This is a genomic window from Nocardia sp. SYP-A9097 (assembly GCF_009649815.1).
Classification (GTDB): Bacteria; Actinomycetota; Actinomycetes; order Mycobacteriales; family Mycobacteriaceae; genus Nocardia.
Genome location: NZ_WJIC01000002.1, coordinates 743,618 through 765,989, shown reverse-complemented (window position 1 = coordinate 765,989; position 22,372 = coordinate 743,618). Strand labels below are relative to the sequence as shown.

Sequence of the window (22,372 nt, the reverse complement as noted above, 5' to 3'; positions counted from 1 at the left end):
CGTTTCTGCTCTGTCTATACGAAAATCGATCATTAACAATCAGACGCCGAAAGCGCGAAAAAGCCCCGAAAACCCGATCCGATGGTCAGGCTCTCGGGGCTCGAAGTCAGACCAGGTCCACCCGGACGCCCGCCGCGCGCAAGGCCGCCACGGCATCGGGGTCGGCATCGGAGTCGGTGACCAGCACCTGGATCTGCTCGATCGGGCAGATACGGGCCAGCGCGGTGCGATGCAATTTGTCCGAGGTCGCTACCGCGATGACATGCCGTGCGCGCCGGACCATTTCGGCGTTCACCCCGGATTCGTCCAGGTGGGTGCATTGCGCTCCGCCCTCGACGGAGATGGCGTTCACGCCGAGAACTACTGTGTCCAAACGCAATTCGGCTAGCGAGCGTTCGGCCAGGGGGCCGTGCAGTTCGTAGGATTCGCGACGCGCCATGCCGCCCAGGCAGATGGTGCGCAGGTATGGGCGGAGTACGAGTTCGGCGGCGATGTTCAGGGCGTTGGTGACGATGGTGAGGCGCTCGTCGGTGGCGGTCGCGAGATCGGGGCGACCGGCCAGGGCGCGGGCGACCGCGGTGGTGGTGGTGCCGCCGTTCAATCCGACCACGGCGTGCGTATCGATAAGTCCCGCAGCGTGTTCGGCAATGCGCTGTTTGGCTTCGTCGCCACCCCGGTAGCGGGCGGGTAGGTCGTAGGCGACCGAGGTCGCTACGATTCCGCCGTGGGTCCGGGTGGCGAGCTGCTGTTCGGCGAGGGCGGTGAAGTCGCGCCGGACCGTGGCGGGGGATACACCGAGTCGTTCGGACGCCTCCTCCACCGAAAGTCGGCCGGCCTCGGCCAGCAGCTCCAGCAGGCGGTTCCAGCGCATGGGTCGGTCGGCCGCTGCGGTCATTTCACGCTTCCTGCGGTGAGACCGGCGACGAGACGTTTTTCGATAACTGCGAAGAGGATGACGACCGGCACGATACCGACCGTAGAGATGGCGAAGACGTATTGCCAAGCCGTGTCGTATTGGCCGATGAACTTCGTCAAGGCCACCGACAGTGGCTGGTTCTCCGGGGTGGTCAGGATCACCAGGCTGGCGGCGAATTCATTCCAGCAGGCCACCACCGTGAAAATGGTCGCGGTGACAATGCCGGGCCACACCAGCGGCAGGCTCACCCGGGTCAGAATCTGCCGGCGGCTCAGGCCGTCCAGCTGCGCGGCCTCCTCGATCTCCACCGGGACCGAGGCGAAGAAGCTATGGAGAATCCACACCGCGAAGGAGAGATTGAAGGCCGAGTTCACCAGAATCATGGCCAGCCAGGTGTCATTGATACCGAGCGTGAAGAACTCCCGGATCAGACCCGTCACCAGCACGGTGGGTTGCAGCATCTGGGTGATGAGCACCAACCCGAGGAAGGCGACGCGGCCCGGAAAACGCCGTCGCGCGGTGTAATACGCGGCCGGAATGGCAACGAGCAGCACCAGCAGCGTCGCACACGCGGAGATGACGATGGTGCTGACCATATTGAACGACAGCGGGGTCTCCGGGGTGTTCCACATGGTGGAGTAGTTGTCCGGATGCCATTGCCGCGGAAGGTAAGTCGGCGGAATATGCAGGATCTCCGCGCGCGATTTGAGCGAGCCCAGCACCATGACGCTGTAGGGGATGAGGAAGATCGCCGCCAGCAGCGCGCCGACTGCGGTCAGCTCCCAGCGACGTCGTTTCCGCCGGGGCGCAGTGGATTTCGCCACCGCGGTGGGAATCGGGCCGGTCGTCATGAATCCACCTGCTCGGTCGGGCGGACCACCTTCACATAGATCGCGATAATGACCACGATCAGCGCGAAGTTCAGCACGCTCATCGCCGCCGCGGTATCGACCTGCTGATTCTGCCGAATCAGCTTGAAGGTCAACGTGGTTGTGGTGTCCGCGGAGAATCCGGCGATGCTCCCGGTCAGCACCTGCAGAATCGGCAGCGAATTGAAGGCATTGATGATGTTGATAATGCTCGCGACGGCGATCGCCGGGCGCAGCTGCGGCAGTGTGAGATACCGGTAGCGCTGCCAGGAGTTCGCACCGTCCATGCGCCCGGCCTCGGATATCTCACTCGGAATCGATTGCAGCCCAGCCAGAATCGTGTACGTCGTGAATGGCACCGAGACGAAGACGCCGACCGCGATGGCCACCAGGAATGCCGGACCCGGCTGTTTGGTGAACCCGTACCCGCGATCGAGAACGCCGATATCGACCAGGAACCGGTTGGCGATACCGACATCCGGATCGAGCAGGTAATAGAAGATCGTCGTGGTCATCACCACGGACGCCGCCCACGGCACCAGCACCGCCATGCGCACCGCGGTACGGCCCGGGAAGTCCTTGTTCAGGAATTGCGCCAGCGCCGCGGAGAGCAACAGCGTCAAACCGACCACCGCGACCACCCACACCACGGTGTGCACCAGGATCGGGCCCAGCTCCGGAATCGTGAAAAGCCTGCGGTAGTTGGCGAATCCGGCCGGACCCTGGTCCTGCCCGTACGGGCTCAGTGCCCGGGTGCTGGTCCACAGCATGTAACCGGCGGGGAAGACCACAATGGCCGCGATCAGCACCAGGACCGGGCCAACCCACGGCAGGGCGGCCAGCCCTGCCGTGAATCGTGTTGCGCGCCTGCTCAACTCGCCGCCTGCGAGATCTTCTTCAGCACATCGGCGGGATTCGCGCCCTGCGCGATGGTGCCCATCTGCTGTTTGATCGCGCCCTGCACCGCACCCCACTTGGGGTTGTTGCTCGGGTAGAACTTGGCGACCGGCAGGGTGGCCGAGAAGATCTTCGTCACCGGATCATCGGCGAGCGCGCTGACCGCGCTCTTGGTGATGGGAATGAAATGCTCGTTCTTGACGAAGTCGGAGTACACATCCGCGGTGAAGAAGTAGTCGATGAACTTCTTGATCGCGTCCTGCTTCTTACCGTCCTTCTTGAACGCCATCAGATGATCGGCCACGCCGAGCGTGACGGGTGCGCCGGTCTCGGTGGGCGAGGGTGCGGTGGCGTACTTCAGGGCCGGGTTCTTCTCGCTGATCATGCCGATCACCGGCGGCAGGCCCTCGATCATGCCGATCTTGCCCTGAATGAAGGAGTTGATCACATCCTTGCGGTCGGTGGCGCCGGGATTCGGCTGTGTCACACCGGCATCGGCGATGGCCTGCATGGCCTTCACGCCGCTCAGGTTCTGCGGATTGTCGATGGTGAGGTTGCTGCCGTCGGACCAGTTGCCGCCCGCGCCGAACGTCCAGATGGAGGTTTCGCCCTGCGCCTCCTCGCTACCGAGGGGCAGGCCGTAACCGGAGACGCCGCCGCCCAGCGCCTGGATCTTCTTGGCGTCGTCGGTCAGCTCCGCCCAGGTTTTGGGCGGGGTGGTGATGCCCGCCTTCTCGAAGAGTTCGCTGTTGTAGAACAGCGTGCGGGTGGAGGCGAACAGCGGTAGCGCCCACTGGGTTCCGTCGATGGTGGCGTTCTGCGCGAAGGCGGGCTGCACATCGGCCAGGGTGGAATCGGAGGCGATCTCCTTCGCCGTATAGAGCAGCTTGTCCTTGGCGAAGGTGGAGTAGGCGTCGATATTGAGGATGTCCGGGGTGGTGGATTGCGACTGCAGTTTCGTGCGCACCACATCGTTGATGCTGTTCCAGGATTCGATCTGCAGGTCGACCTTGATATCCGGATTCTTCGTCTTGAATCCGGCGATCACCCCGTCCCACAGCGCCTTGGTGCCGTGCGCGCCATCGCTGTAGGAGGGCACCAGCAATTTGATGGTGTTCGGATCGTTGTCGTCCGAGCTCTTGGAACCGAAGCCACAGGAGGAGGCGGCGAGCACCGCCGCGGTGAGTACCGCTACGCCGGTGAGGGTCCGTTGGAGACGTCTTTTCACTTGTGGAACCTTTCGATACACACACCCGGGTCAAACGGTGGATGATGAGGTCGACCGGGTGATCGTTGTCGAATCTAACCCAGCCGTGATTGATTGTGACTACTTTGGCTGTAAATTTGACATGAACGATCACCGGGCGCACGCTGAGCTGGTGCTGCCCTCCGCCGAACAAACCCCAGCCACTCACCTCGCCACCGAGATCGCCTCCCAGCCCGACAATTGGGCACGGGCACAATCGATCGCCTCCCGAAATCGCGCGCTACTGCCCGGTATCGGTGAGCGCGTGGCCGCGATCGGTTGCGGTACATCGCTTTTCATGGCCCGCGCGTACGCGGCCCTGCGCGAGCGCGCCGGATACGGACCCACCGACGCCTGGCCCGCGGGGCAAATCCCCGGCGGCCGCCACTATGACCGGTATGTGGTGATCTGCCGCTCCGGCACCACCACCGAGGTGATCGACGCCCTGCGCGCCCTGCCCACCGAGATCCCGCGCACGATCATTTGCTCGAGCCCGGGCACACCCGTGCTCGCCCTGGGTGATTCGATCCTCATCGACGAGGTGGATGAGCGCTCGGTCGTGCAGACCCGATTCGCCACCACCACCCTCGCCATCCTGCGCTGGAGCCTGGGCGAAGACCTCACACCCGTGATCGCGCAGGCCCGCGAAGTGCTCGCGCAGGAGCCCGCCGCCGCGCTCGCCGCCGTGCGCTACGCCGACCAGATCACCTTCACCGGAATGGGATTCGCCGCCGCCCTGGCCGAGGAGGCCGCGCTCAAACTGCGCGAATCCTGCCAATCCTGGACCGAGTCCTATCTGGCCACCGAGTACCGGCACGGACCCATCAGCATTGCCGCACCCGGTCGCGCCGTCTGGGCGTTCGGCCCGCTGCTGCCCGGCTTCACCGCCGATATCGCCGCCACCGGCGCACACCTCGAACATCGCGAGATCGATCCGATGGCGGATCTGGTTCGGGTGCACCAGCTCTGCGTACTCCGTGCCGCCGATCTCGGGCTGGATCCCGATCATCCGCGTAGCCTGACTCGCTCAGTGGTTCTCGATTCCTGAGCAGTCCCAGTACCCCGAGTGGAGCCCGATCATGAACCTGCAACCCGTCATCGGACTCGGCGCGGACGCGCTGATACTCGGCTTGGACGTCGGCGGCACCACCATAAAAGCGGAGGTCACCGATGCCTCCGGTGCGGTGCTGACCGCCGGTGATGTGCCCACACCGCGCGGCGCGGCGGCCTTCGACGCCATGCTGGAGCTCGGAGATGTGCTGCTGGACAAGCTCTCCGAGACCGATCGGGCGCGGGTGCGACGGGCGGCGGTACTGCTGCCCGGCGTGGTCGACACGGTCGACTCCATCGCGGTGTTCAGCGCCAATATCGGCTGGCGCGATATCGAGGTGGGGTCGCGCTTCACCGACCGCTGGGGTATGCCGGTGCTGCTGGAACACGATGTCGCCGCCGCCGGATGGGCGGAGTGGCGGTTCGGCGCGGGCAATGACCGGGACACGGTGTGCGTGGTGATCATCGGCACCGGAATCAGCGGAACCCTGTCCGTCGGAGGGCGATTCGTGCGCGGCGGCATCGGCCAGGCCGGTGAGTACGGGCATATCGCGGTGCGCAGAGACGGTCTACCCTGCCCCTGCGGAAACACCGGCTGCGTGGAGACGGTGGCCTCGGCCGCCGCCATCGCCCGCGCCTACACCCGTCGCACGGGCATCGAATGCGACAGCGCCGCCACGGTCTTCGCCCGCCTCGAACACGACGAGGACGCCCGTGCCGTGGTGGCGGATGCCGTCGACGCGCTCGCCGAGGGTCTACTCGGCGTCATCCACGCCGTCTGCCCCGAACGCATCGTGCTCGGCGGCGGACTCGCGGGCGCGGGCGACGCCCTCGCCCACCCGCTGCGCCGCGCCCTCACCGACCGCCTCCGCGTAGTCCCCGTTCCCGAGGTCGTCATCGGAACCTTCGGCGCCCGAGCCGGACTCACCGGCGCGGCCCTCTTCGCCAGATACGGGGTGCTGGCATGACGGGGAGGATGCGCGGCTTCGTGCGCAACGACGGTGCGCGGAATTCGGCCGGAGAGCGGGCGGAGCAATGAGCCGATCGAGTCGGAGCCGGACACGCCGCAATGCCGAAGCGCAGGGTGAGACCGGTGGAGCGGCCGGTGGACCGGATTTCGGGGTCGACGCGGGAGTTCATATTCGCGGGCGGATCTTCTCCCCGAGCCACGTCGTCGAGGACGGAGTGGTCTCGGTGCTGGGCGAGCGGATCATCGCGGTGCGCACGAATGAGCAATGGGCGGTGACACATCCGGGCTCGGGGGAGCTGCCCTTCGAGGGAATGCTGCTACCGGGTCTGGTGGATATCCACGTGCACGGGGGTGCCGGGCATCGGTTCGACACGGTGGATCAGGCCGATGCCATCGGGGCGGCCGAGTACCACCGGTCGCGGGGGAGCACCACCGTGCTCGCCGGAATCGTCACCGCCGCACCCGAGGACATGCTGGCGCAGGCCGCGGCGCTGCGTGAGCTCGCCGAGAGCGGGGTGATCGGCGGGATCTACACCGAAGGCCCCTTCCTGTCCGAGAGTCGTTGCGGGGCACAGGATCCGCGCTATCTCGCCGATCCCGATCCGAAGTTCACCCTGCGACTGATCGAGGCGGCGGGCGGGCATCTGCGCATTATGACGCTCGCGCCCGAACGGGACGGATTCGAGCCCGTGGCCCGCCTGCTCACCGAGCACGGCGTCACGGTGTCGCTCGGCCACACCGACGCGGAATTCGGTGTCTTCCGAGATGCCATGCGGCCCAATGGGTTCGCCAGCTCGGTCGCCCACCTGGCCAATGGCATGCCGCCGATGCATCATCGCGCGGCGGGGCCGGTCGCCGCCGCGGTCGCGGCTGCCGCGCGCGGGTACGCCACGGTGGAACTCATCGGTGACGGCGTGCACGTCGATTCCGGCTTCGGCGCACTGGTTTTCGCCGCCGCACCCGACCGGGTAGCCCTCATCACCGATGCGATGGCCGCGGCGGGAATGCCGGACGGCAGCTATCACCTCGGCCCGCAAGAAGTGCAGGTCAGCGGTGGCATCGCCCGGGTGGCGAGCGGTTCCATCGCCGGTGGCACCGCGCATCTGCTGCAATGCCTGGCCTGGGCGGTGCGGGAATGCGATGTGTCCCTGGCGGATTCGGTGCGCGCGGCGACCATGACTCCGGCCCTGACCGCCGGGCTCACCGATATCGGGGATATCCGGCCGGGCGGTTTCGCCGACCTGATCGCCGTCGACGAGGATTTCGGATTGCGGCGCGTACTGCATCGCGGGAAGTGGTTGTCGTGATCCTCACCGTCACCATGAATCCGGCCTATGACCTGACCTATCGGCTGGACAGGTTCGAATACGGTGCGGTGCAACGTATTCCGGCAGTGGAACAGCGGGTGGGCGGTAAAGGGATCAATGTCGCGCGGGTACTGCGCGCACTCGGGCACGACACCGTGGCAATGGGATTCGCCGATACCGCGTTCGGTCGGGAAGCCGCCCGGGAAATGCCGGTCGATTTCGTCGAGGCGCTGCCGCGAGTGCGCCGCACCGTGGTCCTGAGCGAGGCCGACGGCACCACCACCGGATTGTGGGAACCCGGTGCGGCACTGCATGATCCGCGTGCGGCGGACCAGCTGAAGCAGCGGGTCGCGGAACGGCTGCCGCGGGCACGCGGCCTGGTCGTCTCGGGGTCGCTGCCCGGTGGAGTCGATCCGGCGCTGCCCGCCGAACTGGCCGAGCTGGCGGTGCGGGCGGATGTACCCGTCATCTGCGATGTGGACGGCGAAGCATTGCGCGCGGCCGCGAAGGTATGGGGCGTCGTCCTCATGCCCAATGACGATGAACTGTTCACACTCACGGGCGTCCGGCCGGATGATCCGAGCGAGCTGGTGGAATCGGTGCAGCACCTGCTGAAGTCGGGCGTCGCGGCGATCGTCGCCACGCGCGGCCGCGACGGTCTGGTCGGGGTGATCCGCGGTGCCGGTTGGGTCGTCGGCACGACCGAACAGATCACCGGAAACCCTACGGGTGCGGGCGATGCGGCCGCCGCCGCCCTCATTGCCGGCCTGGCGGCGCCACCTCGCGGCGCATCCGAACTCGACTGGCCCGCACTGCTCACCGATGTGGTCGCAACCTCCGCCGCCGCCGTGGCGCGACCGGTGGCGGGCGAAATCGACGACACCCTGCGGACCCGGCTCACCCCAACGATTCGGGTGATGCCGCTGCACACCTGGCTCTACTAGGAGAATTCATGCCACTCACCCCCATTCCGAGATTGATCGAGCTGGCTCGGCCGGGTGGTCTCGGCGCGTTCAATGTGATCACCCTCGAGCATGCCGAGGCGATTGCCGCAGCCGCGGAGACCATGGAAAGACCTGCGATTCTTCAGATTTCGGAGAATACGGTGAAGTATCACGGCGGGCTGAAGCCGCTGGCCCGCGCCTGCCTGCAGATCGCCGAAGACAGCTCGGCCGCGCTCGCGGTGCACCTGGACCACGCGACCGATATCGAGCTGATCAAGGAGGCGGTGGAGGTCGGGCTCATCTCCGTCATGTATGACGGCGCGGCCCTCGACTACGCCGAAAATGTCTCCGCCACTGCGGAAATCGCCCGCTGGTGTCACGATCGCGACGTGTTCGTGGAGGCCGAACTCGGCGAGGTCGGCGGTAAGAACGGCGCGCATGTGCCGGGTGTGCGTACCGATCCGCGGGAGGCGGTCGCCTTCGTCGCCGCGACCGGAGTGGACGCGCTCGCCGTGGCCGTCGGCTCGGTGCACGCCATGCAGACCCGCGCGGCGGCCCTGGACACCGAGCTGATTGCGAGTTTGGCGAAGGTCCTGGAGGTGCCGCTGGTATTGCATGGTTCCTCCGGCGTCCCTGATGACGGCCTGCGCGCGGCGGTCCGGCACGGCATGGTCAAGGTCAATATCGGTACCCGGCTGAATATCGCGCTGACCGAGGCGGTGCGGGTCGTGCTGGCCGCCGCGCCTGATTCGTCCGATCCGCGAAAGTATCTGGGCCCCGGCCGATTAGGTATGCGACGGGATGTGGAGCACCATCTGCGAGTACTCGGTACGCGCGTACTGCGAGCAGTACCGAACTGATCCCCGGCGGATTGCCGCCTTTGCGAACCTTTTCGCTGTCCATTCGTGAGGTTTGGGTCTTGCGCCCACTCTGCGGACGTGAACTAGTTGTACGGGTGATCCTCACCGTGACCATGAACCCCGCCTATGACATGACCTACCGGGTCGAGCATTTCGAGCGGGGCCGGGCACACCGGGTGCGGTCGGTGGATCAGCGGCTCGGCGGCCGCGGTATCAATGTGAATCGGGTGCTGAACCAACTGGGCAAATACGCCCGCGCCACCGGATTCTCGGACCATTCCTTCGCCGCCGCGGCCGAACTCGAAATGCCCGTCGACTTCGTACACGCGCTGCCCTGGGTCCGGCGCACCGTGGTGATCAGCGAATCCGATGACGGCACCGCCACCGCGCTGTGGGAACCCGGCCCGCGCATCTCCGAACCACACGCCGTCGACCAATTACGGGTGCGAGTGGCCGGGATGCTCTCCGATATGAGCGGCATGGTCATCGCGGGCTCCCTGCCCGGCGGCGTCGATCCCGGCCTGCCCGCCGACCTCGCGCGCACCGCCGTACGTGCGGGCGTACCCACCATCTGCGATCTGGACGGACCCGCCCTGGAACTCTCCGCGCGCGTACCGGGCATCATCCTCACCCCCAATATCGAAGAGCTGGAACGACTTACCGGCCGACCCGCCACCACGGTCCCGGAAATTCTCACCGCCGTCGACCCCCTGATCGCCGCTGGTGTCGGCGCGGTCATCGTCACCCGCGGCGGTGCGGGCATGGTCGCCGTCACCGGCACCCGCGCCTGGTCCGCCGCCCTCCCCGAACCCCTCGCGGGCAACCCCACCGGTGCCGGTGACGCCGCCGTGGCAGCCATTATCGCCGCCCTAGCCGCCGGCCCGAACCCCAACTGGCCCGCCCTGCTCACCGACGCCGTAGCCACCTCCGCCGCCGCGGTGGTCATCCCCGTCGCGGGCGAAATCGACCGAGTCCTGCGCGACCGCTTGACCCCCACCGTCCGAGTCACCGAACTCGAACCGGTCGCCGCCCGCCCTTGATCACACCTGTGGATGGTTGTGGATAAATGGCCCTTGGCACGGTCACCGAACGGCGTGTTATCGGATCCGCGCGGCGTGGCGGGGTAAATTCGGCGGGATGTCGGACCTGCGAGTGCCGCCCGAACAGGGGCCGGGCGTGGACGACACGTATCGGATGCCACGGGCGGTGCGTGCGGCGCAGGTGATCGCCGTGCTGCTGGCCTTGATCGGGTTGGTCTGTACGGCGTCTTCCGGATGGTTGCTGGGGAGTCGATCCGCTATTCAGACGGCGGTGCCGTTCGTGCCCGCCTGGCTGCTCGGCTTGGTGGCCTTGACCTTTCACTCCGTGGGGCAGTCGGTGCGAATCGGGGCGATTCTGCTGGCCGTGCTCAATATGTTGTGGACGGTGCCGTCCATTACCGATGGGCATCCGCCGGGACCGCTCGGGCCCATCGCCTCACTCGTGGTGATCGTGCTGCTGTTTCGCCGGGAGTCTCGCGACTGGTTCGAACCGTCGCCCTGGTGAGCGCCCGGTAACCGGATTCGACCGGCGACGGTAACACGGTCGAAATCCAGTCTGCCGATTCGCAATCTCGGTGCAATTCCCTGCTCCTATGGTGACCCTATGAGTTCGGAAGCCGGCCCAGTGAGTTCGGACGTTGCCGCCGGAGGAACAGGCATTCATATCAGCGGTCTGAGCAAGACCTTCCGATCCGGGCGACGCAGCGTAACCGCCCTGGACTCGGTCGAATTGCATACCGAGCAGGGCGCGTTCCTGTCATTGCTCGGCCCGTCCGGATGCGGGAAATCCACCATCCTGCGCATACTCGCCGGGCTCGACACCCCGAGCGCGGGCACCGCCCGCATCAATGGCGAGACACCGGCGGAACTGCGGCGCAGACATGAATTCGGCATCGCCTTCCAGGACTCGGCGCTATTGCCATGGCGCAGTGTGGAATCCAATATCAAACTGCCGTTGCAGGTCGCCGGGCTGCCCGCCGATCCGGGGCTGATCGCGGATCTGATCGCGCTGGTCGGGCTGGAAGGCTTCGAGAAGGCCAAACCCGCGCAGCTCTCCGGCGGTATGCGGCAACGGGTTTCGATCGCCCGCGCGCTGGTGGTGAAACCCAAGATCCTGCTGCTGGACGAACCCTTCGGCGCGCTCGACGATATGACCAGACAGCGACTGAACCTCGAACTACTGCGCATCTGGACCGAAAAGCCCGCCACCACACTGATGGTCACGCACGGCATCGCCGAAGCGGTCTTCCTCTCCGATGTGGTGGCCGTAATGAGCCCGCGCCCCGGGCGGGTGGTGGAGATGGTCGATATCGACCTACCGCGACCGCGCACGCCCGAGATGATGCGCACACCGGAGTTCCACAAGCTCTGCGATTATCTCTCCGAATTGTTGTTCGGGCGCACCGGCCACGGCGGGGTGGTGGCGGAATGACAAGCGTGGCAGTCGATTCCGTACACGAGGAGGCACGCAGCCTGCGCGGCGGCCTGACCGCGCTGCGCGGGCAACTGCGCATCTCCAAGCTCGGCGGGCTCGCGGGGATTGTCGTCCTGGTGGCGGCGTGGGCCGCGGCCGCGGCCCTGCACGTCGCCAATGGCACCGTGCCCGGGCCCTGGCAGGTACTGCACACCATGTACAGCGACGGCTGGTCGCTGTACGGTCCGAACTTCAAGGTGACGGCCTGGGGTGCGCTGCAGGGCTTCGCCTGGGGCAATGCGCTGGCCATCGTGCTCGCCCTGCTCGTGGTGCTGATCCCGCCGATCGAAATGCTCGTCACCCAGCTGGCCATTCTCAGCTACTGCACACCGCTGCTGGCGCTGGGCCCGATCATTCTGGTGGTCTTCGGCGGGCGCACCCCGACGGTATTCCTGGCCGCCATGTACTGCTTCTTCCCGACCATGGTCGGCGCGGTCTCCGGGCTGCGCTCGGCCGACGGGACCAGCCTGGATCTGGTGCGGGCGTACGGCGGTGGTCGCTGGCAGCGCATGCGCCGGGTACAACTCATCGCCGCACTGCCGAATACGCTGGCGGCGTTGAAGATCGCCGCACCGTCGGCCGTACTCGGCGCGATCATCGGCGAGTACCTCGGCGGCGTGGACAGCGGCATCGGCGTCGCACTGACCGCCGCGCAAACCGCATACAATGTGCCGCGCACCTGGGGTATGGCCCTGGCCGCCGCCGCACTCGCCGGACTCGGCTACGCGGTGGTCGCGCTGATCGCCCGCCTGGCCCTGCCCTGGACCCGAGCCGAGGTGCGATGAAAACCCTGCACATCCTGCGACCCATCGGCAAATTCCTACTGCCGCTGGTGGTTTCGCTCATCCTGCTGGTCGTGCTCTGGTACGGCTTCCTGCAGCTGTACCCACAGGTCGGCCTGGTCGGCAAGAGTCCCGGCGATGTCTGGACCTACCTGGTCACCGGCCCCACCTCCGGCACGGCCAGGAGCGCCATCTTCGCCGAAATGCGAATCACCCTGCGCGACGCCGGAATCGGCTTCATCGCGGGTCTGGGCGGCGCCCTGTTCGTGGCGGCCCTGTTCGTCGGCGTCCCTGCCATATCCCAGGCGTTCCTGCCCGTGGCCATGCTGCTGCGCTCGGTTCCCCTGGTGGCCCTCACCCCGATCATCGTCCTGGTCTTCGGCCGCGGCCTGCTCGGTGTCACCGTCATGGCCGCCATCGTGGTCTTCTTCCCGGCCCTGGTCATGATCATGACCGCCCTGCGCAACGCCCCCACCCAGGCCATGGAACTCGTTGCCGCCTACGGAGGTTCGCGCTGGACCGCCATGCGCATGGTCTCGGTTCCGGCCGCCCTGCCCTCGGTCTTCGCCGCCGCCCGAGTCTCGGTCCCCGGAGCCCTGATCGGCGCCCTGCTCGGCGAATGGCTGGGCAGCGGAACAGGATTGGGCGCGGGCCTGATCCGGGCCATCCCCACCTTCCAATACAACCGCCTCTGGGCCTCCATCGCCCTGGTAACCGTCGTCTCCGTCTTCGCCTACGCGGTGGTCGGCGTCCTGGAAAACCTGGTGCTGGCCCGCTTCGCCCCACAACAGGGCCGCGACTGAGACCTCACACCGCGACGCACAACAATCCGGCGGCGACCAGCTCCACCCCGCAGTAGAACCAGATGGGATAGAAGCCGACGGGCCGATCCAGTAGCCGGGAGATGATGCGCCCCAACGCCATTCCGCCCAGCGCGGCGGCCACCGCGATCACCGCGCCCCGGCGGATATCGCCGATATCGGCGGCGGCCACGCCGAGCAGGATCGCGACGGCAATGCCGAATCCGCCGTACACGGCCCGGATCTCGGAGCGCGCCACCGGCGTCTCGACGGCGATACCGAACGGCTTCGTCAGGGCTGCGGGGGCGGCCAGCGCGTAAACGCCCATGAGTAGGAAGAACATGGCTACGAGACTGATCAGGACGGAGCTCATCACCCGATCATCCGCGAGTTAGTTAACCTGGCGCACACAAATACGTCGGTCAAAGCAAAATAATTGAAACTGAAAGCCTTTAGATTCGGCGGATGAGTTCTTTGCGCCGGCCGGGTTCGGCCTCTCCGTTGTCCATGGATCGGCGATCCTTTCTTCGGTATGCGGGTTTGACGGCGGCGGTGGTTGCCGGAGGGTCACTGCTCGCCGCCTGTGGGAAAGATTCCTCGGGATCGGGAAATGGGACCACCGATGACGGGTCGAAGTACGGGACCGTCGCGGTGCAGTTGTCCTGGTTGAAGAACATCGAGTTCGCGGGGGAGTACTTCGCGGATTCGAAGGGGTACTTCAAGGACGCCGGATTCGGATCGGTGAATCTGGTCGCCGGTGGCGCCGCCAGCACCTCGGTGGAGGCCGGGCTGGGGACCGGCAAGATCTGGATCGGCATGTCCGCGCCGCAGACCACCGCGCCCGCGGTGCTGGAAGGGTTGAACGCCAAGATCGTCGGGGCCACCTATCAGAAGAATCCGTTCTGCATCGTCAGCTCGGCGGGCAAACCGATCAATTCGCCACAGGATATGAAGGGGCGCAAGATCGGTGTGCAGGACACCAATCAGCTCATTTTCAACGCGCTGCTCACCGCCAACGGTATGACGCCGAACGATGTCACCATCGTGCCCGCGCAATTCGATCCCACCCCGCTCGCCAACGGTGAGGTCGACGGCTGGGTCAGTTATGTGACCAATGAGCCGATCACGTTGGCGGCCAAGGGATTCGCCAATGCCAACTTCCTGTTCGCGGACTACGGGCTGCCGCTGACCGCCGAGACGCTCACCGTCAGCCAGCACACCATCGACAATGAGCGCGAGAAACTGAAGGCGTGGCTGGTCGCCGATATCAAGGGCTGGCGGGACGCGATCACGAATCCGGCCGAATCCGCGCGACTGGCCGTCGAGGTGTACGGCAAGGATCAGCGCCTGGACCTGGACGAGCAGACGAAGGAGGCGCGGGCGCAGAACACCCTCGTGGTATCACCGGAAACCCAGTTCAACGGGCTCTTCGTGATGTCCGACGAGCTGATCGCGCACAATATCGGCGCCCTGGGCAAGTCCAAGATCGATATCAAGGCCGACAAGCTGTTCGATATGTCGATCCTCAAAGAGGTCTACACCGAGTACCCCGAATTGAAAGCGGCCTGATCGAACTACGACACCAGCGTCGAGCGATGATGCGGCGAGTCGCCCAGACTCGACAGCGGCTCGGCGGTGGTGCCGTTTCGATAGGCCAGTAACTCCGCGGCGATGGATACCGCGGTCTCGGCGGGGGTGCGCGCCCCCAGATCCAGCCCCGCCGGAGCGTGCAGTCGCGACAGTGTCTCGTCGTCGAAACCGCCCGCCTGCAGGGCTTCCATTCGATGTGCGTTCGCGGCCCGGGATCCCAGCGCGGCAAGGAATCCCAGGCTGGGTAGTCGCAAAGCGATTGTCAGCAACGGGATTTCGAACTTAGCGTCATGCGACAGCACCACAACCGCTGTGCTGGAATCGATTTCACCCGCCGCCGCGATGGTGTTCAGATAGCGGTGCGGCCAATCCACCACCACCTCGCACCCGGGGTAGGCGTCGGCATTGGCGAAGGTCGCCCGAGCATCACACACCGTCACCCGATAGCCCAGTAGTCGTGCCTGGATGGCCAGCGCACCCGCGATCGCGTTGGCGCCCACAATGATCAGCCGCGGCGGCCGGGTGAACGAGGAGACGAACACATCCGAATCCGGCAGTGACACCAGCTCGGTGCCGTGCTTGCGATCGGTGATCAAATGCTGGCCGATCACATCCGGATCCGAATGCCACACCACGGTGAAAACGGTGACCTGCCGCTGCGCCATCATATCGGCCGCCACATCCGGGAATTCGGGAAAATGCCTGCGCGAGAACGGTTCCGTGAAGACATCCAGGGTGCCGCCGCAATCCATTCCGGCATCCAGACCGCTCCCGGGAGTGAAACGGTTCAGCCCCCGGCGGCCGGTGCGCGCCGCCTCCACCGCGGCCTCGTAGGCGGCGGCCTCCGCACAACCCGCGGATACCGAGCCGAACGCCCGGCCCTCCGCATCGACCACCATGGCCGCGCCGATCGGAAGGGGAGTGGCACCGACAGTTCGCACCAGGGTGGCAAGTCCGCCGGTCCGCCCGCTGTGCCATACCCGTAGAAGGTCGTCGACGATATCGCGCATCACAAGCTCCCGATCACCGCGTGCCGCACGGGTAGTCCCGATCGATCCCCGTCGCAAGGTCATCACACGTGACGCACACCATATCCGCTCTTCCTTGTAAATAAGTCCCCGCCCCATAATTTCCCGTCGCATTCGCCAGCACGTCGGCCCAATGCCCCCGGCCCAATACCACCGGATGGCCCGGAACATTCCCGAAGAACGCACGCGCCAAACCACTCTCGGCGGCTTGTGCGGCATCTATCACCCGGCGCACCACATCCGGACCGACATCGGGGGTGTCCACCGGCATGATCGCGACATACTCCGGGGGTGCGTCCCCAACGCCGGCCACCGCGGCCAATCCCGCGCGCAGCGAAGCGCTCACACCGGTTGCCCAATCCGCCGCCCATACCGGATGCGCACCCGGCGGGACGGGAATGCGAGGGGTTTGCGACACCAGCCACGTTGGGGCAGAACCGGTTTCCCCCGCCGGGATGGCCGGACCGGTCGCCCCCAGCACCACGAAGACCCGTGCACAGCCGCCCTCGCGCAGCGCACGCACCGCCGCACGCAGCCACGCACCGTTCTCGGCCAGGGCTTTCGGCATGCCATAGCGGGTGCCGGCACCTGCCGCCAGCACCATGCCATCGCAGCGTTCGGGGGTCATGCAGGGCAGGTTAGCCGCGCGCGCTGATCTTCGCCCCTCGAGTGGCGGGGGCGATTGCCATAGCCGATGCTGGAGGTGATGACGGAGAACCGGATCGGACTCGACGAATTCGCCGCCCTCCCCGAGGCGGCCGCGGTGGAACTACTGCTGACCTGCTGCTCCGCACCCGCCTGGGCGCATGCCGTGGCCGCGCGCCGCCCCTTCGCGAGCATCGAGGAACTACTGCGCGCCGCCGACACCGAACTCGGCGAAATCTCCGAAACCGAGATCGACCGCGGACTCGCCGGACACCCCCGCATCGGCGACCGGCCGGACAGCGCCGACTCCGCGCGCGAACAAGCCGGTATGGCCGGCGCCGATCACGAGATACGTGCCGCGATCGCCACCGGAAACCGCGAATACGAGGCAAAATTCGGACATGTGTATCTGGTGTGCGCCACCGGGCAATCACCGCGGCAGTTGCTGACCATGCTCACCGCTCGTCTCGGGAACGACCCGGCCATCGAAAGGCGCATCGTGCGAGAGGAATTGGCGAAGATCAACCGCATTCGGCTACGGCGACTGGTGGATTCGGGAGACGCCGCATGAGCTCCCTGAGCACCCATGTCCTGGACGCCGTCCACGGTGCACCCGCTGCCGGGGTCACCGTGACGCTGTTCGATTGGGCGGGAACCGAATTGGCGTCCGGCAGCACGGATGCCGACGGCCGGATCGGGGCGCTCGCCGAGGTGGCCGCCGGTGACTACCGGCTGCGCTTCGACACCGGCGGCTACTTCACCGCGCAGGGCGTCGACGCCTTCTACCCCGAGGTCACCATCGCCTTCGCCGTCACCGGGGAGCGGCACTACCACGTGCCACTGCTGCTCTCCCCCTTCGCCTACTCCACCTACCGAGGTAGTTGACCCATGAGCGACGCAGCGGAACCGGGCAACCTGATCATCGAAGGCTGCGCCATCGCCACCGTGAACGCGGCGGGCACCGAATACCGCGACGGACATATCCTGGTGCGCGGCAACCGAATCGAGGCCGTGGGACCCGGACCCGCACCCGAGACGCCCGGCGCCACCCGTATCGACGGCCGCGGCTGCCTGCTCACACCCGGCCTGGTCAATACCCACCACCACCTCTACCAGTGGGTCACCCGCGGCCTGGTGCCCGATGCCACGCTCTTCGAATGGCTCACCACGCTGTACCCCATCTGGGCGGGTATCGACGCGGACGCCACCCGCATCGCCGCCACCGGCGGCCTCGCCGCGCTGGCACGCAGCGGCTGCACCACGACCACCGACCACCACTACGTCTTCCCGCGCGACGCCGGTGACCTGCTGGCCGCCGAAATCGACGCCGCCGCACAGGTCGGGCTGCGCTTCCATCCCTGCCGCGGCTCCATGGACCTGGGCCGCAGCGCGGGCGGCCTACCGCCGGACTCGGTGATCGAAACCCTCGACGACATCCTCACCGCCAGCGCCGAGGCGGTGGCGCGCTACCACGACACCTCCTTCGACTCCATGCTGCGCATCGCGCTCGCACCGTGCTCACCGTTCTCGGTCTCCGCCGACCTGCTGCGCGAATCAGCCGTGCTGGCAAGGGAACTCGGCGTTCGACTGCATACGCACGTCGCCGAAACCCTCGACGAAGAGGAGTACTGCCGCGCCACCCACGGCGTCACCCCCGCCGAATACCTGGAGAAACTCGGCTGGATCGGACCCGATGTGTGGTGGGCGCACGCCATCCACCTCGACGACACCGCTATCGGCACCATGGCGCGCAGCGGCACCGGAGCCGCGCACTGCCCCACCTCCAACAGTCGTCTCGGCGCGGGGATCGCCCGCACCGCCGACCTGCTCGCCGCCGGAGTCGCGGTCGGACTCGGTGTGGACGGCGCGGCCAGCAATGAGGCCAGCTCCCTCATCGAGGAACCCCGCAACGCGCTCTTTCTCGCCCGGCAGCGTGGAGGACCCCAATCCCTGTCCGTCCGAACGGCTCTCGATATGGCGACCATGGGCGGTGCGCGAATTCTCGGCCGTGCCGATGAAATCGGCTCGCTCGAACCAGGAAAACTCGCCGACTTCGCCCTCTGGGACCTGTCCACCCCCGCCCACGCGGGCATCGAAGACCCCATTACCGCCCTCATTCTCGGCTCCGCCCCGCCACTCGCCGCGCTGGTGGTGAACGGGCGAATCATTGTGCGCCACGGTGAAATTCAGACCATCGACGAGGAGGCCGCCGGCCGCGATGTCGCGCGCACGCAGGCCGCGCTGGTCGCCAAGGCCGGGTAGCGGGAGCCGGTCAGACCGTCACCCCCAAGGCCAGCAGATCCTCACGCACCTGCTCCGGAATGCGGACCTGGTTCCGCGCACACCGCAGCACCGCCTGCTCGAGCTCCACCCGGACCTGCTCGGCGATCCTGACCCCCATGCTCTGGTAGCGGGCCAGCGCCTTACCCAGGAAATCGCAGACCCGCCACTGGGGTCCGACCTCGGACACCAGACCGGCCAGCGCACGCAGCGCATCTGCCTCACCGTGCGGATCACGATTGCGCCGGGCGATATCCATCGAATCGGCGAAGAACTCCTGTGCCGCATCGAGATCGCGCACATCGCACGCTATCTGCCCCAACCCCCGCAACGCATCGGCCTCCAGCAGCGCATCGGCCATCTCGACGGCGATACCGTGCGCATCGGCCAATTGCGCCCGCGCGATATCCAAATCCCCGGTGTCCCTGGTGATCAGGCCCAACCCCCACAGCGACCAGCCGAGACTGTAGCGGTCGCCGATCTGCCCGGCGATCCCCAGCGCCGCCAGATAGTAGTCGTGCGCGGTCTCCCGCTCGCCCCGCGTGCGCTCGAGATGGCCCAGCCCACGCAGATTGCTCCCCTCGAATTTCGGATTCTCCAGCAGCCGGGCGATGGCCAGCGCGTCGAGATAGGCGCGGCTGGCCGGATGGTAATCCCCGATATGCCGGGTGACCTCGGCATAACCCCACAGTGCGCAGGCGGTCCGGAGCTGATCCCCGAGCCGGACCGCGATCGTGCGCGCCTCCTCGAAACACTTTGCGGCAGTGTCGTAATCGCAGGCCCGGCGGTGCACGGTGCCCAGCTCGTACAGGATGTCGCACTCGGTCAGCCGATCCCCGCGCCCGCGCGTGCTGTCCAAGGCGCGCACGAACAGCCAGCGCGCATCCGACCAGTACCCCAGCGTCGACAGATGCGAACCGAGTAGGCGCGCCAATTCACCGAAGTCCGAACCCGAACCCGCCACCCTGATGCAGCCCAACAGCATCTCCCGCTCGGTGGTCAGCCAATCGCGGGCCGCCGCGGCCACCGGATCCGTATCCCGCGGCGACGGCGTCGGAAAGCTCCCCGCTATATCGAACGGCCGCGGCACACCCGCCTGCCGGGCAATGCCGAGACAGTGCCGCACCAGCCGAGCCATGGCCGCGGCACGCTCGCTCGACGTATCCTCCAGATCGGCCTGAGCGCGCGAAAACAGCCGTGTCACATCATGAATGCGATACCGCACCGGTCCCACCGGCCGCGTGGGCCGCGGCTCCCGGGTCGGCGCGCTCGGCTCCGGCAGCCGCTTCGCGCGATCCAGAAAACCCACCTCGGAGATGCGGTGTATGAACGTCCCCGCCGTCGGCTCCGAGACCGCGGCCATCGGCGCGAGCGTGCCCGAGGTGATCTCCGGACCCGGAAACCAGCCGAGCAACCGCACCACCCGGCGCAGCTCCGGGTCGGGCAGCCGCTGATAAGACAATTCGAATGCGGCGCGCAGGGTTTCACCCTCCGCGGCGAAGCGGTCCAGAATGTGATCGGCCACCGACTCCGCCGCCCGATCATCCGGGGCCTGCCGCAAACCCTCTGCCAGACTGTCGAATTCGGCTGCCAGGGCCGCCAGCATATCCTCGCCACCGTGCGCGATCTGCCCGGCGATCAACCGGATCGCGAGCGGTAGCCGGCCCGCCGTATCCAGAATCCGCCGCACCGCGCCGACATCGTAATCCGCCGGCAGATGGCTCAATTCGAGGAAGAACTCCTCCGCCTCGGCCATGGTCATCGGATCCAGCTGCAGTGGTGCGGCCGCACCGGCCAGACCGGTCAACCGCCGCCGACTGGTAATGATCACCAGACAATCCCGCGCGCCCGGCAGCAGCGGCAGCACATGCCGGCTGTCCAGCGCGTTGTCGAACACGATCAGGAGCCGGTGCCCGCGTATCTCGTCGCGCCAGCGATGCCCGCGCCGCTCCGCACCACTGTCGATGGTCTCCGGTGCCACACCGATCTTCAACAGCAACTGCTCCAGCACATCCGCCGCGGTGCGTGGGGTCCGACCGGCGGTGTGGCCGTGCAGATCCTCCCAGATCAGACCGTCGGGATAGCGATCGGCGTGCGCATCCACCACGCACCGCACCAGCGCCGTCTTCCCGATACCCGCCAGCCCGTTCACCACATGCACCGCGGGCCCGCCATTTTCGAGATGCCGCTCGATCCGCTGCCGTAACTCCGCCACCTGCCGCTCGCGCCCCACGAACGGAATCATCTCGCCGGGCACCGCACCGCCCGCCATCCGCGGCAGCGTTGTACACCGCCGTGCCAGTTCGGTACGGAAAGCCACCCGATCCGTCCGGGGCATACAGTCCAGATCCGCGGTGTCCACCAACTGATCCCAACTGGTCCGATAGATGGTGGCCAGTATGCGCAGCGCATCCACCGTCGGCCGCGGCCGACTCCGACTCGCCCCCCGCAACCCCGGCCACGACTCGTACTCCGAAATCCGCGCCGCCTTCATCGGCGCGGAAGCCTTCCCCATCAGCCGATTGAACTCCTCCGCCACCTCCTGCTGAGTGAACTCGTTCGCCAGCCGCCAAGCCTTCCGCGGCCGACACCCCCGCTGCCGCAACTCCGCCGCCAACGGCTCCAGTAACTCGTTCTCCCGCAACCCCGTTCGGCGTAGAATCCCACGCAGTTGCTTTCGTGTATCGGCTCCGACATCACGCCCATGATCATCCGAGCCGTCGGATTCACCGTTTCGTGACACGGTGCGCCTCCTGTATCCAGCGAGCACCCGTATTCGGCCGCCGTCACTGGGATATTTCCTTGGTACCGCGCCGATTTCGCCTGGTCAAGGAAGCGTGACATGCCAAGAAATCCCGAGAACCGCTGGGATTCAAGGTGAACGGCCGAATCGCGACCATTGATTCATCAACCGGATCCGGATTGGGGACAGATCCAGGCGGCGGTAAAGGAATGGATCAATGACGAAAACTGATTCAGGCTGGCTCATTATCGGCAAAGGGGCTCACGAGGCGGCCTTTCGGATCGATGAGCCGGGCCCGCACCAGGGGCTGTGGGTGCTGTCGTACCTGCCGGCCCGTCTGTTGACGCGCGAACAGGCGGTGGCGGGGGTGGCGCTGGCCGAGATGATTATCGGTGGATTCGACAGGCCCACTGGGGAATTCGAGGGGGAGAATGCCGAGATGCACGCCGAGGTGCTCGGGCTTTCGCTCGTCGATGTGATGTGCAAGCTCGCGCTGCGCGATCCGGAGACGAGGCGGGAAGCGCAGCGGCGCTGCGATTCTCAGCGTGGGGTGCGGCGTCATCCCGGGCATGACGGATACGGGGTGAACCGATGATCTTCGATGTCGGACCATTCGTCTTCGTGGTGCCCGTGCCGCGACTGCACTCCGGGCTGTTCGCCGTGGCGTTCCTCGGAATGCTGGGCTTGACGGTATTCGTGATCATGGTGATCTCGGCCAGTTGCGGGGCATACGAGAAATCCATCGAACCCGGCTCCGTACCGCCCACGCAGACCCAGGTGGCGATTCAGTGCGCTCCGATCTGCCTCCCGGCGACGGATACGAATCGGACATCATCGCCGCTGGGTCCTTACGAAGAGTAACCATTACGAAACAGGCGCGGGGGTGGTCGCAATCTCCGCGCAACTCGTGGCTCGTAGGGTGGAGGGCAGG

At 66.5% G+C, this 22,372-nt stretch carries 24 protein-coding genes; 16 read left to right on the top strand and 8 right to left on the bottom strand.

All coding sequences use genetic code 11. The annotated features are described in order from the left end of the window. Nucleotides 1-106: 106 nt before the first annotated feature. The 4 genes from GFY24_RS07065 to GFY24_RS07050 are packed head-to-tail and all read right to left on the bottom strand — an operon-like array spanning nucleotide 107 to nucleotide 3,910. Nucleotides 107-895 (bottom strand): DeoR/GlpR family DNA-binding transcription regulator, encoded by a 789-nt coding sequence (locus tag GFY24_RS07065; protein ID WP_153804079.1) that lies wholly within the window; start codon nucleotides 893-895, stop codon nucleotides 107-109. Next, nucleotides 892-1,767, bottom strand: coding sequence for a carbohydrate ABC transporter permease (locus tag GFY24_RS07060; protein WP_153804078.1), 876 nt, complete (start codon nucleotides 1,765-1,767; stop codon nucleotides 892-894). The genes GFY24_RS07065 and GFY24_RS07060 overlap by 4 nt, the downstream gene beginning before the upstream one ends. Beyond that, nucleotides 1,764-2,660: a carbohydrate ABC transporter permease gene (locus tag GFY24_RS07055; protein WP_228566024.1), complete on the bottom strand. Its 897-nt coding sequence runs from the start codon at nucleotides 2,658-2,660 to the stop codon at nucleotides 1,764-1,766. The genes GFY24_RS07060 and GFY24_RS07055 overlap by 4 nt, the downstream gene beginning before the upstream one ends. Next, on the bottom strand, nucleotides 2,657-3,910 hold the full coding sequence (locus GFY24_RS07050; protein ID WP_309230552.1) for an extracellular solute-binding protein: 1,254 nt from the start codon (nucleotides 3,908-3,910) through the stop codon (nucleotides 2,657-2,659). Before GFY24_RS07050 ends, GFY24_RS07055 begins: the two co-directional genes overlap by 4 nt. A gap of 121 nt (nucleotides 3,911-4,031) precedes the next feature. On the opposite strand from GFY24_RS07050, the gene GFY24_RS07045 reads away from it, so the two are divergent. The 10 genes from GFY24_RS07045 to GFY24_RS07000 all read left to right on the top strand — a co-directional run bounded on the left by GFY24_RS07045 (nucleotide 4,032) and on the right by GFY24_RS07000 (nucleotide 13,158). After that, the gene (locus GFY24_RS07045; RefSeq protein WP_153804077.1) at nucleotides 4,032-4,976 is read left to right on the top strand and encodes an SIS domain-containing protein; all 945 of its coding nucleotides are present in this window, start codon (nucleotides 4,032-4,034) and stop codon (nucleotides 4,974-4,976) included. 31 nt (nucleotides 4,977-5,007) lie between these two features. Then, a complete protein-coding gene (locus GFY24_RS07040) occupies nucleotides 5,008-5,946 on the top strand; it encodes an ROK family protein (protein WP_153804076.1) in 939 nt (312 codons plus the stop codon). Nucleotides 5,947-6,013: 67 nt separating this feature from the next. Next, nucleotides 6,014-7,255, top strand: a complete 1,242-nt coding sequence (locus GFY24_RS07035; RefSeq protein ID WP_153804075.1) for an N-acetylglucosamine-6-phosphate deacetylase — start codon at nucleotides 6,014-6,016, stop codon at nucleotides 7,253-7,255. Beyond that, nucleotides 7,243-8,199: a hexose kinase gene (locus GFY24_RS07030; RefSeq protein WP_309230551.1), complete on the top strand. Its 957-nt coding sequence runs from the start codon at nucleotides 7,243-7,245 to the stop codon at nucleotides 8,197-8,199. The genes GFY24_RS07035 and GFY24_RS07030 overlap by 13 nt, the downstream gene beginning before the upstream one ends. Before the next feature lie 8 nt (nucleotides 8,200-8,207). Then, the gene (locus GFY24_RS07025) at nucleotides 8,208-9,059 is read left to right on the top strand and encodes a class II fructose-bisphosphate aldolase (protein WP_153804074.1); all 852 of its coding nucleotides are present in this window, start codon (nucleotides 8,208-8,210) and stop codon (nucleotides 9,057-9,059) included. Between the two features lie 107 nt (nucleotides 9,060-9,166). Beyond that, complete coding sequence (locus tag GFY24_RS07020) at nucleotides 9,167-10,099, top strand: hexose kinase (RefSeq protein ID WP_309230550.1); 933 nt, start codon at nucleotides 9,167-9,169, stop codon at nucleotides 10,097-10,099. Nucleotides 10,100-10,196: 97 nt separating this feature from the next. Continuing rightward, complete coding sequence (locus tag GFY24_RS07015) at nucleotides 10,197-10,604, top strand: hypothetical protein (RefSeq protein ID WP_153804073.1); 408 nt, start codon at nucleotides 10,197-10,199, stop codon at nucleotides 10,602-10,604. A 99-nt stretch (nucleotides 10,605-10,703) separates the two neighbouring features. Then, nucleotides 10,704-11,531 (top strand): ABC transporter ATP-binding protein, encoded by an 828-nt coding sequence (locus GFY24_RS07010; RefSeq protein WP_153804072.1) that lies wholly within the window; start codon nucleotides 10,704-10,706, stop codon nucleotides 11,529-11,531. Next, nucleotides 11,528-12,358 carry an ABC transporter permease gene (locus GFY24_RS07005; RefSeq protein WP_153804071.1) on the top strand — a complete coding sequence of 277 codons (831 nt, stop codon included), beginning with the start codon at nucleotides 11,528-11,530 and terminating at the stop codon, nucleotides 12,356-12,358. Before GFY24_RS07010 ends, GFY24_RS07005 begins: the two co-directional genes overlap by 4 nt. Nucleotides 12,359-12,363: 5 nt before the next feature. Next, nucleotides 12,364-13,158 (top strand): ABC transporter permease, encoded by a 795-nt coding sequence (locus tag GFY24_RS07000; protein ID WP_375336012.1) that lies wholly within the window; start codon nucleotides 12,364-12,366, stop codon nucleotides 13,156-13,158. 4 nt (nucleotides 13,159-13,162) lie between these two features. Here the strand turns inward: GFY24_RS07000 and GFY24_RS06995 are convergent, their stop codons facing one another. Further along, nucleotides 13,163-13,528 carry a DUF4345 domain-containing protein gene (locus GFY24_RS06995; RefSeq protein ID WP_153804069.1) on the bottom strand — a complete coding sequence of 122 codons (366 nt, stop codon included), beginning with the start codon at nucleotides 13,526-13,528 and terminating at the stop codon, nucleotides 13,163-13,165. A gap of 92 nt (nucleotides 13,529-13,620) precedes the next feature. Here GFY24_RS06995 and GFY24_RS06990 point away from each other — a divergent pair, with 92 nt between their 5' ends. Then, a complete protein-coding gene (locus GFY24_RS06990) occupies nucleotides 13,621-14,724 on the top strand; it encodes an ABC transporter substrate-binding protein (protein WP_153804068.1) in 1,104 nt (367 codons plus the stop codon). Between the two features lie 5 nt (nucleotides 14,725-14,729). Here GFY24_RS06990 and GFY24_RS06985 read toward each other — a convergent pair whose 3' ends face one another. Then, on the bottom strand, nucleotides 14,730-15,755 hold the full coding sequence (locus GFY24_RS06985; protein WP_153804067.1) for an XdhC family protein: 1,026 nt from the start codon (nucleotides 15,753-15,755) through the stop codon (nucleotides 14,730-14,732). 13 nt (nucleotides 15,756-15,768) lie between these two features. After that, nucleotides 15,769-16,401 carry an NTP transferase domain-containing protein gene (locus tag GFY24_RS06980; RefSeq protein ID WP_153804066.1) on the bottom strand — a complete coding sequence of 211 codons (633 nt, stop codon included), beginning with the start codon at nucleotides 16,399-16,401 and terminating at the stop codon, nucleotides 15,769-15,771. A 78-nt stretch (nucleotides 16,402-16,479) separates the two neighbouring features. Between GFY24_RS06980 and uraD the strand changes: the two genes are divergently transcribed. From uraD to GFY24_RS06965, 3 genes are read left to right on the top strand one after another with little or no spacing between them, the layout of a single operon-like run. Beyond that, on the top strand, nucleotides 16,480-16,989 hold the full coding sequence (uraD, locus tag GFY24_RS06975; protein WP_153804065.1) for a 2-oxo-4-hydroxy-4-carboxy-5-ureidoimidazoline decarboxylase: 510 nt from the start codon (nucleotides 16,480-16,482) through the stop codon (nucleotides 16,987-16,989). Then, on the top strand, nucleotides 16,986-17,303 hold the full coding sequence (gene uraH / locus GFY24_RS06970) for a hydroxyisourate hydrolase (RefSeq protein ID WP_153804064.1): 318 nt from the start codon (nucleotides 16,986-16,988) through the stop codon (nucleotides 17,301-17,303). The genes uraD and uraH overlap by 4 nt, the downstream gene beginning before the upstream one ends. A gap of 3 nt (nucleotides 17,304-17,306) precedes the next feature. Then, a complete protein-coding gene (locus GFY24_RS06965) occupies nucleotides 17,307-18,680 on the top strand; it encodes an 8-oxoguanine deaminase (protein WP_153804063.1) in 1,374 nt (457 codons plus the stop codon). A gap of 10 nt (nucleotides 18,681-18,690) precedes the next feature. Here GFY24_RS06965 and GFY24_RS06960 read toward each other — a convergent pair whose 3' ends face one another. Further along, on the bottom strand, nucleotides 18,691-21,441 hold the full coding sequence (locus GFY24_RS06960; RefSeq protein ID WP_153804062.1) for a tetratricopeptide repeat protein: 2,751 nt from the start codon (nucleotides 21,439-21,441) through the stop codon (nucleotides 18,691-18,693). A gap of 217 nt (nucleotides 21,442-21,658) precedes the next feature. Between GFY24_RS06960 and GFY24_RS06955 the strand changes: the two genes are divergently transcribed. Then, the gene (locus tag GFY24_RS06955) at nucleotides 21,659-22,036 is read left to right on the top strand and encodes a hypothetical protein (protein WP_153804061.1); all 378 of its coding nucleotides are present in this window, start codon (nucleotides 21,659-21,661) and stop codon (nucleotides 22,034-22,036) included. Then, nucleotides 22,033-22,302 (top strand): hypothetical protein, encoded by a 270-nt coding sequence (locus tag GFY24_RS06950; RefSeq protein ID WP_153804060.1) that lies wholly within the window; start codon nucleotides 22,033-22,035, stop codon nucleotides 22,300-22,302. The genes GFY24_RS06955 and GFY24_RS06950 overlap by 4 nt, the downstream gene beginning before the upstream one ends. Nucleotides 22,303-22,372 lie beyond the last annotated feature (70 nt).

Coding starts and splice junctions, on each gene's coding strand:
- uraH (WP_153804064.1), top strand. CDS start 16,986: ATGAGCTCCCTGAGCACCCATGTCCTGGACGCCGTCCACGGTGCACCC.
- GFY24_RS07035 (WP_153804075.1), top strand. CDS start 6,014: ATGAGCCGATCGAGTCGGAGCCGGACACGCCGCAATGCCGAAGCGCAG.
- GFY24_RS06955 (WP_153804061.1), top strand. CDS start 21,659: ATGACGAAAACTGATTCAGGCTGGCTCATTATCGGCAAAGGGGCTCAC.
- GFY24_RS07025 (WP_153804074.1), top strand. CDS start 8,208: ATGCCACTCACCCCCATTCCGAGATTGATCGAGCTGGCTCGGCCGGGT.
- GFY24_RS07060 (WP_153804078.1), bottom strand. CDS start 1,767: ATGACGACCGGCCCGATTCCCACCGCGGTGGCGAAATCCACTGCGCCC.
- GFY24_RS07065 (WP_153804079.1), bottom strand. CDS start 895: ATGACCGCAGCGGCCGACCGACCCATGCGCTGGAACCGCCTGCTGGAG.
- GFY24_RS07040 (WP_153804076.1), top strand. CDS start 5,008: ATGAACCTGCAACCCGTCATCGGACTCGGCGCGGACGCGCTGATACTC.
- GFY24_RS06985 (WP_153804067.1), bottom strand. CDS start 15,755: ATGCGCGATATCGTCGACGACCTTCTACGGGTATGGCACAGCGGGCGG.
- GFY24_RS07005 (WP_153804071.1), top strand. CDS start 11,528: ATGACAAGCGTGGCAGTCGATTCCGTACACGAGGAGGCACGCAGCCTG.
- GFY24_RS06980 (WP_153804066.1), bottom strand. CDS start 16,401: ATGACCCCCGAACGCTGCGATGGCATGGTGCTGGCGGCAGGTGCCGGC.
- GFY24_RS07015 (WP_153804073.1), top strand. CDS start 10,197: ATGTCGGACCTGCGAGTGCCGCCCGAACAGGGGCCGGGCGTGGACGAC.
- GFY24_RS06990 (WP_153804068.1), top strand. CDS start 13,621: ATGAGTTCTTTGCGCCGGCCGGGTTCGGCCTCTCCGTTGTCCATGGAT.
- GFY24_RS07045 (WP_153804077.1), top strand. CDS start 4,032: ATGAACGATCACCGGGCGCACGCTGAGCTGGTGCTGCCCTCCGCCGAA.
- GFY24_RS06995 (WP_153804069.1), bottom strand. CDS start 13,528: ATGAGCTCCGTCCTGATCAGTCTCGTAGCCATGTTCTTCCTACTCATG.
- GFY24_RS06965 (WP_153804063.1), top strand. CDS start 17,307: ATGAGCGACGCAGCGGAACCGGGCAACCTGATCATCGAAGGCTGCGCC.
- GFY24_RS07010 (WP_153804072.1), top strand. CDS start 10,704: ATGAGTTCGGAAGCCGGCCCAGTGAGTTCGGACGTTGCCGCCGGAGGA.
- GFY24_RS06950 (WP_153804060.1), top strand. CDS start 22,033: ATGATCTTCGATGTCGGACCATTCGTCTTCGTGGTGCCCGTGCCGCGA.
- uraD (WP_153804065.1), top strand. CDS start 16,480: ATGACGGAGAACCGGATCGGACTCGACGAATTCGCCGCCCTCCCCGAG.